General features: G+C 44.6%; 4 protein-coding genes. All 4 read left to right on the top strand.

The features are described from left to right. Nucleotides 1–285: 285 nt before the first annotated feature. Entirely contained in the window at nt 286–6,528 is a 6,243-nt protein-coding gene (locus tag ACXAC1_RS19715; protein ID WP_475063757.1) for a choice-of-anchor K domain-containing protein, read from the top strand. A 142-nt stretch (nt 6,529–6,670) separates the two neighbouring features. Beyond that, entirely contained in the window at nt 6,671–10,204 is a 3,534-nt protein-coding gene (recC, locus tag ACXAC1_RS19710) for an exodeoxyribonuclease V subunit gamma (RefSeq protein WP_475063756.1), read from the top strand. Next, nucleotides 10,201–13,929 (top strand): exodeoxyribonuclease V subunit beta, encoded by a 3,729-nt coding sequence (recB, locus tag ACXAC1_RS19705; RefSeq protein WP_475063755.1) that lies wholly within the window; start codon nt 10,201–10,203, stop codon nt 13,927–13,929. Before recC ends, recB begins: the two co-directional genes overlap by 4 nt. Further along, on the top strand, nt 13,922–15,967 hold the full coding sequence (recD, locus tag ACXAC1_RS19700) for an exodeoxyribonuclease V subunit alpha (protein ID WP_475063753.1): 2,046 nt from the start codon (nt 13,922–13,924) through the stop codon (nt 15,965–15,967). Before recB ends, recD begins: the two co-directional genes overlap by 8 nt. Nucleotides 15,968–16,163: the final 196 nt, after the last annotated feature.

Here is a 16,163-nt window from a genome sequence, read left to right as displayed (position 1 = left end):
CACGTATTGCTAAGGTTAAGTTCCTCGTGCAGTGTCAAGAGATCAGCACGCGACGATCACAGACATGATACAAGTGCTCCTATTGTTACTATTGTTGATGATTTAGATAATAATCAGATTATTGATCGCTTTGAAACTCTAGAAGAGGTAGTCAATGTCTCAAATGTAATGGTGAGCATTAACAGTGATGAGTTTGCTCTCGGAGGGCACGTAGATATAACGTTTGACTCATCGCTTGGAGATGAGGGGCATACATATCGAGTTTCTTTGCTACAGGATGGCTCTTTGAATGTTGCTTCTTCGTCTTCTGAGCCCTATCCAAACTTTATTTATGACCCTCAGAAAGGTGAGATTAGCTGGGATCAAAGATACGATAACGGAGCTCAATTTTATGTAAACGCTTCCCAGACTAACTCGAGTGGTGGAATATCTGAGGTCGGTGAGGATTTTGCCGCCGTATATGCTTATACGCAGCATTACTTGACTGAAGGTGCTTCTGGTCGAATTATGACTTTTGGGTCTGATTTAGATGGTTGGGCTCTAGATGTTGATATGGATAATCAAAATGTTGAGTTAGAAGCGGTTGGCTCGATCCCAAATGGTTTCTCTATAGATGTTAGTTCAGGTCACTACTTTTTTGATACAAGACTTTATCAAGATATGAATGAAGGAGATGTTGAAAATGTTAATGTCCTTGTAAAAATTACTAGTCAAGATGGAGAGATTGGATATAAGCAAATTGACTTTATTATAGAAGGACAGAATGACGCTCCTATAATTAAGTCAGATGATTTGATTGCGACTGTTTCTGAAGAGGGTTTAGATTCTAGAAACCCTAATAAAGATTCTGTTGGTTCTCCAAATGACATATCAGACCTTCACTATATAACGGGGCGCTTCGAGTATTCCGATATTGATACCCCTGATGTTGATTTGAGCACGTTCCTTTCGATGCCTTTAAATTCTCCGCAAATCTTTTCTAATGGCAATGAAGTTTCGTGGTCAGTATTACAAGATGGTAAGGTTTTAAAAGGAATAGCGACTACCAATACGAATGAACAATATGATGTGATAAATATTGAGCTAGTTAATGTAGAAAATGGTAATGGAGAATATGTTGTATCCTTATTTGCTCCAGTTGATCATTTAGACCCTTCAACTGAAGATGTTTTGAACCTAGGTTTTGTTATAAATGTAATAGATGGTAGTACATCGGATCCATCTAGTTTAATCGATAGCATTGAAATCAACCTTAGTATTGAAGATGACTCTCCTGAGGGGGTTGATGTACAGGATTCGGTCGTTCTGATTTCAAGTTCTACTGCTGCTACTGAATATTCTGTTATTTCTTTAAAAGGTGGCTTTACAGATATTAATTTTGAATCAGCTCATTACTTGTCTAAAGATAAGTCTGAAGCACTAAATACAGATTCAGACAGTTTAAAAGATTTATTAAGCTGGGATGATTATGATAATAATCCAACTCAATTATCTCTAGTGGATTCTTCTGCGGCATCCTCTCCTGATGTTGGTCAATATCTGACCCTTGGACAATTCACCCACAAAAATTCTGAAATTGATGCGAAATACGTTTCTCTAGAAGATAGTGAAGTGTCTTATACCGCAGTGCTGAATATTGATGGTGCAGAAGTAACTGTTACATTAACGGCGGATCTAAGCATTGAACAACCTTTCAACACAAGTTCAGATCCATCAGACGTTGTGACTTTAACGAACCTCTCATCTGAAGAGGTGACTGTTAATGGTAATACCTACAATATTAGCCTTGAAGGGTTTTTGGTCAATGGTCAGTTAAGCTCAACACTGAAAACAGATGAAAATGATATTCAAACAGTACCACTTGTTGCGAAAGTTGAGGTTGTTTCTGCGGCGACTGAATACTCAGAAATCAGTGGCAACATTACATTATCAGGTGATTTTGGTGCTGATGGTGGTGTACTAGCTGCTCAGACAATCAATGATCCAACGTTTGGTACAATTAATATTTCAGCCGATGGTTCTTACGTTTATCAGCCAAGTGACGCTTTTGCTGATTCAATCCAAGCTGGTGAAAGTGCTGATGCTACATTTGTCTATACGACAGTAGATAACGATGGAGATCATGTTGAAAATACCTTAGTAATCACTGTTACTAATGAGGACGATAGCTCATCGGTTATTGCGGACGTTAAGCAGATAAACGAGGATGAAGGTCCTGCTACAGGGAATGTATTAGAAAATGATTCAAACTATGGATCAGTTGTAGTTTCCACATTCACTATTGCAGGTGACTCTGCGAGCTATGCGGCTGGCTCAACAGTAACAATTGAGAATGTTGGTGATTTTACTTTAGAAAGCGGTGGTTCTTATACCTTTGATCCAGTCGAACACTGGGCTGGTGAAGTACCTGTTGTGACTTATACAACAGATGCAGGTGAGTCTACAACCTTGTCGATTGATGTGGTCGCTGTCGCTGATGCGCCTATATTCACTGGTTCAGGTGAAGAAGGGTTGATTTTAACTAAGTGGGTTAACGTAGTACTAAAGGATAGTAGTGGTGAAAAGGTTGATAATAGAGGTTTAGGTTTAACTCAAGAGGAGCTTAGTCTGCTGGCTGACAAATATGATTTATCAGAAGCGGAAAGTTCTATAGTCGTTCAATCTGTTCCTAAAGTATCTGGCGTTCCTGTTGATACGCTTACAACGATCACTGGTTACATTTATTTAGAAGCTGGTAGTACTTACAGCTTCTCAGGTGATGTTGATGACAGTCTTTATGTGAAAATTAGTGATGAGTTGGTTGCGGAAGGTCAATGGAATGGTAGTGAATCAAACAACGCTGTTGATGGTTTATTTACCGCTGATGAATCAGGCTACTATGCAATCGAGATTGCCCACCATAATGAAGATGGCCCAGGTTACTACGACGTATACATGGCTGTGGATGGCGGTGATGCACTCCAAATAAATTCTACTAACTTTGATGTTTACCCTAGTGCAGAGGCTGTACTTGCGGCTGATTTCGATGCTTCTTTCCCTGATGGTGTTTCTACTAATTCACCATTGAATGCGGGTGATGAAGGCACAGATATCAGTCTTCAATCTTTCAATGTGACTTTCTTTGATACTGAAGATGGTTCAGAAACTCATACTGTTTCAGTCGGTGGTGCGCCAATTGGGGCAACACTATCCGATGGTGTTCATGAAGTTACTTTTACTAACTCTAATGAATTGGTAGATGTAACGGGTTGGGATTTTGAATCACTAACAATTAATGTGCCATCTATGGAGTCTGATGAGACGTTTACACTTACGTTTACTGCTAAAGCCGTGGAGAAATCTAACAATGATGAGGCTTTTGCAACCAAAGCAATAGATGTGACGGTTTATAACGTTCCAGAAACGACACCATTATCTATTGATGTTGCTAGTGCGGACACTGTGGTCAGTGAAGAGGCGCTTAGCGGTGGTATAAAAGATAACGTAGGTAGTCCAACTGATTCGACTAACGAAGCGACAGATACCGGTAGCTTTACTGTGTCTGGTGCATCTCAATCGGCTAAGTTATCTTTGGAGTTTAACGGTAATGAACCTACGTTAAAATCTGGTGATGTAGATATCAATTGGGATGACAGTACAGATACTGAATTGATTGGTAAAGCGGGTGATACTGAAGTTATTCGAATCTCATTAGATGGTTCTTCTTACGATGTGACGCTATCTGCGCCAATCGATCATCCGGATGATACATCGGAAGATGTAACAATATTGAATGTTGATATTGTTGTAACAGATGGTAATCAAACCGTTCGAGAAACTGTTCAGATTGATATCGAAGATGACTCGCCAAGTGAAGCTTCATTCAGTGCTACTGCGACAGCAGTAAGCTCAAGTTCAGCTCTGTTTGATGCTAATGGTTTCGACTTAATAAACGGTAAATCTTTAAACACCTCGGAGCTTCCGTTTACGATTACAGCGAGAGCATTTGGTGCGACAACAGCGTCAGATTTGCTTGCTGAATCTACAGCGGCTCTTTACCAAAATGGTGATGGTGTTGGGGTTCGAAGTTCAAGTGACTTTGGACACTCTTTACCTGGTGAGATTGAATACCGTGTTAAAGATGGTGCAGGAGTTTCTGAGCAGCTTATTTTCACACTAAACGACGTTGCTTACGGTGCAGAAATTGACTTTAGCCGTTTCTACTCAACAGACCAAGGTGGTAAAGAAGTTGCTAAAGTTACGCTTTATCGAGGAGATGATGAGGTAGGCTTTACTACGATAACTTCTGAGGAATCTAGTGGGGATGTAAATGCTTCAATTCTATCTATTTCTCAAGGTGGCTTTGATAAATTGGTTATTGAAGCACTTGATAACGGAAATGATGCAAACAAAGATGATAATAGCGATTTCACTATCAAGTCGATCTCATTCTCTAGCGGAGTTATAGCTGAAGCTTCTGGTGCGGTTGGTGGTTTTGGTGCAGATGGTTATGGTGATATTGCGTTTAGTGCAAATATCGAGTCACAGTTGCAATCTGTACTTTCAACAATTGGCTCGGGCGCTAAAGTTGAGTTTGAAGTTAGCGATAGTTCGAATGTTGATACCTTGTCGGTGCTTGATGGTAATAGTGATACAGTCTTCCAAATCCATCTGAATACCGATACAGGCAGCTGGGAATTCTTACAGTATCAAAATATCGAGGGTCTAAGCTCTGCAATTTCAGTAGGAGTGGATTTGACTGATGCTGATGGTGATTCGGCTACTAGCATTCTAAATATTACTGCAGTTGGTGTTACTGAAACTCCTGATGCCTCTAAAGTAAGTCTTGATTTGACAGACTCTGATTTGGCAGTTGTTTCGGAAGAAGCTCTACCTGATAAAGGATTACGTGAGTTTGGTGACGAGGATGCTGTTACAGAGGTTACCAAGGAATTTAAGATCACCAACTTCGAGGCTGGCTCTGGTGTTAAGCTCGCTATTGATATCGATTCTCTAAAAGAGCAGGGGCTGACTTCTGGCGGTAAAACAGTTGAGTGGGAATCAGACAATGGCGATGCCTTCGGTGTCGTTGAAGGCACCGATGATGAAGTGATGCGCATCTCTTTAAGTGATATATCTGACCAAGGCACAGCCACTTACACAGTGACTTTGTCTAAAGCAGTAGACCATGAAGCACCGAATTTAGTTGCAAACATCGTCGATAGTTTAGTTAGTACTGGTGCAACTGAAAATGAGCTTAACCTTACTTTCGGCGTTAATTTAATAGGCGATGATGACTCTGTGATTGATTCTGAAACGGTTACAGTAACTGTTGATGATGATTCTCCTAGTAGTCTGCTTGATACTGTTCTAAATGCTCAATTAAGCCTCGTTGCTGGCAAAGACTATGCAGAGGTCAGTGGGGATTTAGGTGGTATCGGTGCAGATGGAGGGACTGCTGTATTTAGCACTAATATAGTGACGACTTTAACCAATGGTTTAGCGTCAATCTTTTCTTCGCTGGGGCTTTCTGCCGCTCCATTAGTATCGATTATTGATACTGATAATGGGCAGCTATTAAAAGCGACCAAAGGTGGAGAAGTTGTATATGAAGTAGAGCTAAATTCTTCTACTGGGGAATGGACTATTAAACAATACGAATCTTTAGTAGATGCCAGTATAAATGTGAACTTATTAGTTAAAGATGCAGACGGTGATTCTGGTATTGTCAGCCTTAACTTTAACACTCTGGCCAGTTTAGATTCAGAACCTAGCATAAACCTTTGGGAGCCTAATGATCTTACTGGAGATGATTCAGATAATATTATTAAGAGTGAAGCAGGTAATGACACCATTCATGGTGGCTTAGGCAATGATGAGCTTTACGGCGGCTCCCAAAATGACACCTTATATGGTGGTGATGGCGATGATTCGTTATTTGGTGAATCGGGTGACGATGAATTGCACGGTGGTCTAGGAGATGACTTGCTAGATGGCGGAACTAATCTCGATGCTCTTTATGGAGATGAAGGCAACGATACCTTGAAAGGTGGCTCAAATGATGACTCTCTGTATGGAGGAGCTGATGATGATTCACTTTATGGAGAAGGTAATAATGATCTTCTAGATGGCGGTGAAGGCAATGACTACCTTGATGGTGGTGCTGGAGCTGACAACCTTTTAGGTGATGATGGTAATGACATCTTGTTTGGTGGAGCTGATTACGGTTCGGATACCATGACCGGCGGTTCAGGGGAAGATACTTTCATTCTCAAGAATGATGATGCCAACGACGTGATTACAGATTTCAATGCTAAAGAGGATGCCCTAGATGTGTCGGATCTATTGACGTTACCTTCTGATGAAGAAGACATTGAGAAGTTCCTAAATGACAACTTATCTGTGACTGAAAGTGGAGTTGGCGTTGTAGACAGTGAAAACTACACCAAAGAAATTGCTACTTTCGGTTCGGATAGTAATGTCGACTCCGGAGATTCACTAAAAGTTATCTTCAATAACACTGAATATAACATCAATATTGATGGCTAATTGTTAGTCTCTTGTATGTTTCAAAAGCCAGCTTTCGAGTTGGCTTTTTTATTTTTAAAACAAGCGTTTGCTGGCGTCATTATCTGTCGTGACTTTGGTGTACCATAGACCTAATTTGACTATTGGGCGAAAGGGGCATGATGTGAGCAGTTGGCCGACGGGATTGATGGTCATTCAAGGCAATCGTCTTGAATCGTTGAAAGATGTGTTGGTGGAGTGGGTCAAGCGTTATCCGCTGGAGCCATTGGAGACAGATAAATTTCTGGTCCAGAGTAATGGCATTGCACAGTGGTTGCAGCAAGCGTTGGCTCAAGACGAACACGATGGTGGTGTAGGGATTGCGACTTCCATTGATGTCTCGTTGCCGGGGCGTTTTATCTGGGAAGCGTATCGTGCGGCATTTTGGGAGTTAGATACTGAGTCGCCATTTGATATGAAGCCGATGACTTGGCGTCTGTTTCGTCTATTAAAAGACTTAAGCAGCATAAATCAAGACGGTCATTATGATTCACTGATTCATTTTATCGCTATGGGTAAAAACGAAGAACATCGCCGTTATGTGTTAGCGGAACGCATTGCCAAGTTGTTTGACCAATACCAAGTCTACCGTGCGGACTGGTTGCAAGCATGGCAAGATAGTTTAGATGTCTTGCCAAAGCGTGACGAGCCCGCCAATAGCCAATCCAAATCTGTGCCTGATGATCAGTTGTGGCAACCGATGCTTTGGCGTTACTTAGTGCAAGACGTAGAGCAAGATCCGCAGTTTGCACAGGGCAAACGTCAAATTGTTAACCGTTCGCAAATCCACCAGGACTTTATCGAATATTGTCGCAAGCAAACCTCTATGGAAGGCTTGCCGCGGCGTATAGTGGTGTTTGGTATTTCATCACTGCCTAATCAAATCCTAGAAGTCTTTCACGCCATTGCACCATTTACGCAGATCTTGTTGTTCACTATGAACCCAAGTGAATATTACTGGGGAGACTTAATCGAAGGTCGACAATTGTTGCGCCAAGCAAAGTCTCGTCGCCCGGTAAAAGATGGCCGAAACGGCAAAGATATTTCCCTTGATGATGTGCATTTATATGGCAATCCATTGCTGGCTTCTTGGGGCAAACTGGGGCGTGATTATCTGCACTCGCTCGATGAAAAAGACCAGCCAGACCAATACCAAACCTTCTTTGTTGATAGCAAAATCGACCTGTTCGAGTCTCCGGGAGTGGAGACGATGTTGCAGCAGTTACAAGACGATATTTTCAACTTACGCAGCATTGAAGACAGCAAAGCGCTGGCCCGCCATGTAAACCTAGAGCATGATCAAAGCATTCGCTTTGTGGAAACCCACAGTCGACAACGTGAAATCGAGGTGCTTCGCGATGCCTTGCTCAATGAGTTCGAACAAGCCGAGCAACAAGGCGAGCCATTAGAGCCTCGTGACATCTTGATCATGGCTCCTGATATCAATATTTACGTGCCGCATATCGAAGCTGTCTTCGGACGTTTTACTAAATATGGTGAGCATGCCGACGAACGTTTTATCCCATTCCACGTAGCCGATCAAAGTGCTCGTCAGCAGCATCCTATTGTAGCGGCGTTTGAGTCCCTGTTATCCATTTCACGTTCGCGCTTTGAAGCAACCGACTTGCTGTCCTTATTGGATATTCCGGCACTACGTAAACGTTATGGTATGAGCGAAGGCGATGTTGTGACGCTGAAAAGCTGGATCGAACAAGCCAATATTCGCTGGGGACTAAACCAAGAGCAACGCAAAGGGTTGGGGCTGACGCATTCCTCTGAGCAAAACACTTGGGTGTTCGGCTTAAAGCGAATGCTGCTGGGGTATAGCGTTGGCAACGGTGAAATCTGGCAAGATGTTTTGCCCTATGGTGATATTGGTGGACTAGAAGCACGCTTGCTCGGTCAAATGCATTGCTTAGTCGACGATGTGCAAACGGTTTGGCAAAGCTTTAAAGAGCCCAAACCACTGCTAGATTGGAGCCAGGCACTTCAAAGCTGTCTGCAGACATTTTTTGAGCCAAGTAACGACCATGAGCGTCGTGTGATTACTCGGATTGAAGATCAGATTGAACTCCTTGAAGAAACCGTTCGTGGCTCGGGGGTAGATGAAGAATGCGTTGCCATCGAGGTGGTGCAAGAAACGCTCTTAGGGCAAATGGATGAACCGTCGTTAAGCCAGCGTTTCTTATCTGGCTCGGTGAACTTTGCCACTTTAATGCCAATGCGCGCGATCCCATTCAAACAGGTGTATTTGATTGGCATGAACGATGGTGATTATCCGCAAGTTAGCACGCCTATGGATTTTGACTTGATGGTGGGTGACTATCGACCTGGTGACCGTTCTCGCCGTGAAGATGCCCGTTACTTATTCCTAGAGGCGGTATTGTCGGCCCGAGATAAGCTTGTGATCAGCTGGCAGGGTCGCAGTGCCAAAGACAATACCGAGCAGCCCCCTTCGGTGCTAGTTGGCCAGTTACGTGATTACATTGGCAAGGCATGGATTAATAAAGACTTACTGAAAAGTCTAACAAACGATTTCCCAATGCAGCCATTCAGCCGCCAATATTTTGTTGAAGGCTCACCACTTTTTACTTACCAAAAAGAGTGGGAGCACAATAACGAAGTGACTTTGGGGCAAGAGCAACCTCTGCCGGATTGGCAACCTGATGCACCGCTCGATGTTCGTAAGCTCACAGCGTTGCTGCGTTCACCAGTAGACGCTCTGTATGCACAGCGCTTAGACATTCACCGTCCGAGTGAAATTGAAGAAACCAAGGTGGTGGAGAACTTCGTTAGTAATGGGCTGGACGAATGGCAGGTGCACGACACTATTTTGCAATACGCCAAGCGTTTTACCCCGTCAGAATCCGAGTGGGATGACCGAGTCGAACAAGAACTCCAGCGTCATGTGGCAGCAGGTGAGTTGCAAGCGGGTGCGTTTTCCGAGATCCGCCGCGATAAGCTGTTCCCAACCAAAGTGAAAGCCTTGTATTTCTCGTGGCGTCACCATGTTGAGGCTTTAACAGTAAAGCCAGATACATTACGTCAATTTGAGCGTGTGATGGATGAAAAATCCGGTCTGGTGTTTGCAGACGATCTAGAGCGTTTGTACTTCTCCGGCAATGGCAATTTGACCCAGTTTATTTTGCAAACCTCCAATGTCTATGGCGAAGCCAAAATCTCCGAAGAAGAGCTTCCACGCCCGATTACCAAAAATGATATTGGCAGTAAGGTGCGTTGGTCGAACTTAGTGTTGGGCTGGGTAAAACACGTGGTGGCAAACGTTGCTCACCAAGGGAATGTACAAACGCAAGTCCTATCCCCGAACGGCGATATGAAATTCAGAGCGCTGACTCAAAAAGACGCCGAGGAGTATTTAGGTGTGTTAGTGGCGACTTGGCAGAAAGCCATGAAAGCGCCGCAGTGTTTTGGTGTGAATGGGGCGATGGCCTATTTGAATAAAGGCCGCTCGAAAAAGCCTGATGTAGACCGTATGGCGGAAGCCTATTTCAACAGTGATCTTGCCAGTTCTGCTAGCCACTATGCGCGTCAGTATTTCCAAGCTCCCTTGTCAGAAGCGCAAGTAACACAATTTGAGGCTCTGATCCCAGAGTTATGCCAGCCGATGTTGAATTGTTTGCAGGAGGAAAAAGCATGAGCGATAACACCAAACAACTAAATGCTTTGACCTTCCCGCTGACGGGGTCAGCACTGATCGAAGCCAGTGCCGGCACAGGTAAAACCTATACCTTGGCACTGCTGTATTTGCGCTTGGTGCTAAAGCATGGCGGTGAAAACAGCTTTTCAGATTACTTGCTGCCACCCAATATTCTAGTTGTGACCTTCACCAAAGCGGCGACACGTGAACTGCGAGACCGTATTCGTGCTCGATTGGTCGAAGCCGCAGCGTTTTTTCGTGGTGATCTCGAATCAAAAGACGAAGCGCTGATTAAACTACGTAACGAAGTCGAGCAGGAGCAAAGTCTGAATTCAGCGGCACGTCGCCTCGATGTGGCCGCGGAATGGATGGACGAAGCCGCAGTGTCAACCATTCACTCATGGTGTAGCCGTATTCTATCGGAGCATGCGTTCTACAGTGGATTAAGTTTCTCGCAAACACTGATCGAAAATGAAAAACCAATGGTGTTGCAAGCTTGCGAAGATTATTGGCGTGAAATGGTTTTCACCCTAGATGAACCAGAGTTGCGCCAAGTGCTGGGTTGTTTCAAATCCCCGGCAGATCTATACAGCACTGTAAGCCGTGTGATTTACAAAGTTGATGCGATTGCAAAGGTACCGGATAACATCAGTGAGCAGCTTGTAGAGATTGCGCAAGAGCGTGAAGCCAATGTAAAAGAGCTAAAGTCAAAGGTACGTGATGCCTTACCTGTGCTGCAAAAAGGCTTTGAAGACGCGGCAAAGCAAAAACTCTTTAAAGCGACCTCGCTTAATGCGAAGCATCGAGCATCGGTCTTTGATGGTTTGGCTGAGTGGGCGAGCTCTGCCGGTGAATCTCTTTCTATTCTACAAAAGCTGTTTAGCGGTAAGAGCTTTGCAAAGATTGCTTTGGTCGACCGTGATTTTTGGACAACACCCGTGATTCCAATTGATTTGGGAGCAGCAAGAGTCTTAAGTGAGCTTCAAGAAACAGTTGAAAAGCTGATTACACCGGATCAATTTCTTATTAGCCATTCAAGCCACTGGATCGCTAAGCGTGTCGAAGACGAAAAACTGCAGATCGGTGCGTTGAGCCAAAACGATCTGTTGATCAAGCTCGATCAAGCACTACAGGGCGAGGGTGGCGAGCGTTTAGCCGAAGTGATTCGTAAGCAGTTTCCAGTGGCCTTGGTAGATGAGTTCCAAGACACCGACCCTGTTCAATATCGAATCTTTAACACCATTTACAATGTCTCTGAGCCGCACCCTGATACTGGCTTCTTTATGATCGGTGATCCGAAACAGGCGATCTATCGCTTTCGTGGAGCGGATATTTTCACCTATTTAGCGGCGAAAGAAGACACCGGCGATCGCCAATATACGCTAACGCATAACTTCCGCTCAGCGTCAGAGCTAGTCCACCGCGTAAATAAATACTTTGAGTTCGCTGATCAACATAACCAGACTCAAGGTGCTTTTTTATTCAAAGACAAAGGGGCCAACCCGATTCCATTTTTACCTGTGAAATCGGGTAAAGAGGGTAAGCCGATTGCCTTGTTGGTAGATGATGAAGTAGTTCCGCCACAGCAGGTTTGGAATCTAGAAATTAATGAAGATAACGAAGATGAAAAAGATAAAAAGTGGGATCGTGCCGAGGTTACGGCGAAGGAAATCACGTATCTTTTAAATTTATCAGAGGCGGGGCGAGCGAAGATCAATCTAGGTGAGGGTGAGCGTAAGCTTTTGCCAAAAGATTTTGCTGTGTTGGTAAACAGCGGTAATCAAGCGCGGCAGATTCGCCGCGCGTTGTTTGAGTTAAACGTCTCCAGTGTGTACTTGTCAGACTCTAACGACGTGTTTGAAACTGAAGAAGCGCAGGATATTTTGCGTGTGCTACGAGCGATGGCGGAGCCTTACAACAGCTATCATTTGCGTATTGCTCTGGGTAGCCGTTTGATGGGCATGAGCCTTTATGAGTTGGATCGTTTGAACCACGACGAAGTATTCTGGGAAAGTTTTATTGAGCAGTTCAGAAGCCTGCATCATCATTGGTTATCGTTTGGCGTGATGGCGACGTTGCATCGTTTTTTTACTGAGCAAAAGGTCACCAGTCGTTACTTAAATGACGCCAATGGCGAACGTTCTATCACGGATTTATTCCATATCACTGAACTGCTGCAGCAAGCCTCAGAAGTGGTGCAGGGTCAACAAGCGCTTATTCATCATCTCGAGCAATGCATTACCAGCGAAGCGTCTGGCGAGGAAAGTCGTCAGCAGCGCTTAGAAAGCGATGCGGACTTGGTGCAAGTGGTCACCGTCCACAAATCCAAAGGTCTACAGTACCCGATCGTTATGCTGCCATACTTGGATTATGTACGTCCTGTGAAAAGCTCTGATTTGCCGATCGAATACCACCATACGGACGGTGAGCTGCGTTTAACCTTTACCCCTGAAGCAGATGAAGTAGAGCAAGCTGATTTTGAACGTCTGGCGGAAGATGTACGTAAAATCTACGTTGCTATGACCCGTGCAGTATGCGCGCAATGGGTGGCAGTCGAAGACCCCAAAGGCACCCAAGAGAACCCTGAGCCAGAGCTGAATTCAGCAGGCCATGCCTTGGTTGGGCACAGCGGTGGCTCGGTTTTAACGCAATACAAAGATATGGATGAAGTCTTCACTGTAGCTGAGCCAAAAGTAGAGGTAGAAGCGTATAGGCCTTCTGAAGATTTAGCGCCTCGGGATGCACGTCGTGTGGACGATTTAGGTATTGAGCCTTGGTGGATTGCCAGTTATTCGTCTATTCAATATGGGGCGAAAAGTGAGCCGGTATTTCCACAGAGTACCGAAGCCGAAAAAGCCATCGATGAGCAAATCAGTGACGATGACACAGAGCAAAACGAATCCAGTGCTAGTGGAAAAGCGTTGAAGCTGATGCACCGATTGCCTCGCGGTAGCTTTATGGGGACGTTTTTACACGGATTAATCGAGTGGTCTGCTGAGCAACGTTTTGAAACGCCAGAAGGTCAGCGGTTGCTAGGTTTCTCAGCAGCCGTCGCAGATGATGATACACGCCTAGAAGCACTTTATAGTCGCTGCCGTAAGCGTAACTTGGATGAGTTTGCACTGGGCTTGTCGGATTGGTTAAAAGACTTCTTGTCTACGTCGTTTGATCTTTCTTCGTTAACTCAAAAATCGGAGCATAGTCTCCGACTTATGGACTTAACGCCGAAGCACATTGCGGTTGAGCTTGAGTTTATGTTTGCTGCCAATCAAGTGAATACCATGCGTATGGATGAATTAGTGCGTCGTCATACTTGGCAAGGAAAAGAGCGTCCGATGGCGAGTTTCCAAGCCTTGCAAGGTATGTTCAAAGGCTTTATCGACTTGGTGGCCAATATTGACGGTCAGTACTTTGTGATTGACTGGAAGAGTAACTTCTTAGGCAGTAGCGATGAAGATTATCATGCGGATGCCTTAGAAGAAGCCTTATTGAAAAAGCGTTATGACTTGCAGTACGTGCTGTATCTAGTGGCCTTACACCGTCATTTGAAAGAGCGCATTCCGAATTACTCTTACGATGAGCATGTCGGGGGCGCGATTTATTTCTTCTTGCGTGGTTATGAAAACCACGAGACTCAGGGGCTTGTGATGGACAAACCGCCAACAGTGCTCATTGAAGCGTTAGACCAGCTTTTTGCAGGCATGCAGGAGGTTGACCATGTCTAATGTGATTCTTATGAAATCTTGGGTGGATGCGGGCTTAATTCGATACGTTGATTATGCATTGGTGAAGTTTATCCAGGAGCAAACTCCGAAGGTTACCGATGAAGCCCTGTTAGCGATCATGCTCACCAGTCACAGCGTGGCATTGGGTCAGGTCTGTATCAACCTAGAGGATGTGATAAACACGCCAGAAGCGTTGTTTAGCATGGACGAGGGTGATGACGAAGCACAGCAAATTGCACGTGTGCAAATGCTAGAGTGGATTAAGGGGTTATCGTTAAAGCCATGGATAGATGCAATCAAGGCATGCTCCGCCATTGCAGTGACTGATGCATCGGGCGCGGTGGAAGGCGGTCCAAACTCCCCATTAGTGCTGGTCGAAAGCAAGGATTCAGCGTTGTTGTATTTACGCCGCTATTGGCAAGCCGAAGATTTCATCGTAAAAGCGATACGTGCGCGCTTGATGTCTTCTAGCCAAATTGATGATGGTGATATTCGAAGTCTACTGGCCGATTTATTTGATGGTAATAAAGAGTTTGTGACGGATACTGATTGGCAGCGTATCGCCTGTGGCATTGCAGCCAGTAACCACTTTTCCATCATTACTGGTGGTCCAGGAACCGGTAAGACTACCACCGTCTTAAAATTACTGGCCCTTTTGCAAGCAGAGCGTCTAAAGCAGGCGCTTCCGCCGCTTGCTATACGTCTTGCTGCTCCGACAGGTAAAGCCGCAGCGCGGTTGAATGAGTCCATTGCTGATAACTTACAACGATTGCAGCTGCCAGAGTTTGAAAATATTCAACCGGAAGATTTAAAAGCCGTCATCCCAACACAGGTCATGACGTTGCACCGTTTGCTTAAGCCTAAGCCCAATACTCGACAGTTTATGCATAACAAGGCCAATCCATTAGTGGCCGATATTGTTGTAGTTGATGAAGCCTCCATGATCGATATTGAAATGATGGCGAGCCTATTTGAAGGCATTGAACCGACGACTCGAGTCATTCTACTAGGCGATAAAGACCAGCTTGCCTCAGTTGAGGCGGGTTACGTGCTAGGGGACCTTTGTCGCGGTGCGCTCGAAGGGCATTACACGCCCGACACCATGGAGTGGATTAAAAACGTCTGTGGTGAAGAGGTGAGCGATGATTATCGTGACGAGCAGGGCTCGATGCTCAATCAGGCGGTTTGTATGCTGCGCAAAAGTTACCGATTCCTTGAGGGTGGGGTAATTCACCGCTTGGCAAGCTTGGTAAATGAAGAGCGTGACAACTATCTTGAAGCTCCGAAAATGGATGAGCTAAAAGACATCTTCGCTGAAAAAGATGCTGTAAATGGCGTGCCTGTGTTGCGTTTGTTAACACAGCCACAACATTCTGATTCAGTTCTGGAAGCAGATTTTAAAAAACTGATCATATTTGGTTACGGTCATTATTTGGATGTGGTGGCACAAATGCCACAAACCCTTGATTCAAAGGCTTTCGATCAATGGGGAAAAAAGGTTTTACAGGCTCATACGAATTTTCAGTTACTGGTTGCACTGCGTAAAGGCGACTGGGGGCTTGAAGGTATGAATGACCAGATTGAGCGTTTGTTAGTTTCTGATAAGAAGCTTATGGACACCGATAGTCTGTGGTATCTAGGTCGTCCTGTCATGGTGACACAAAATGATTACAGTGTTGACCTGATGAATGGTGATATTGGTATTAGCTTACGCTATCCAGTGAATGGTGAGTTGAAACAGCGTGTTGTCTTTTCAGATGGCAAAGGGGGCGTGCGCTGGGTGTTGCCAAGCCGCTTGCAGAGCGTTGAGACAGTGTTTGCTATGACGGTACACAAATCCCAAGGGTCTGAGTTCCATCATACCGCTATGCTGCTGCCAAGCCAGAGCTCACCTATTTTGACCAAAGAGCTGATCTATACGGGCATTACTCGCTCTAAAAAGCATTTCACCCTGATTTCTGGGGGAGAGAAAGTGCTCGAAGAAGCCATGAATAGGAAAGTAGAGCGAACAAGCGGTTTAAGTCTCTATATCAGTTAAGTGATCAGCTTGACCATTGGTGAAAAGAAACCGAGAAGTGCATAGGCTCTTCTCGGTTTCTTGTTAAGAGAGAACGCTAAAGCCAGCCAATGCGCATTCGTCATCTTGTACAACGTTACCGCCTGCAACTCCCTAAAACTGGCATTTTCTGTGCCGCTTCAAGAGAGATGGAGTTGATTTGTATTGTTCCAGGCAT

This window comes from Marinomonas sp. AWM4_232 (assembly GCF_056158325.1).
Note: the sequence above shows the minus strand (reverse complement) of the source record. Positions and strands in the feature narration are given on the sequence as shown.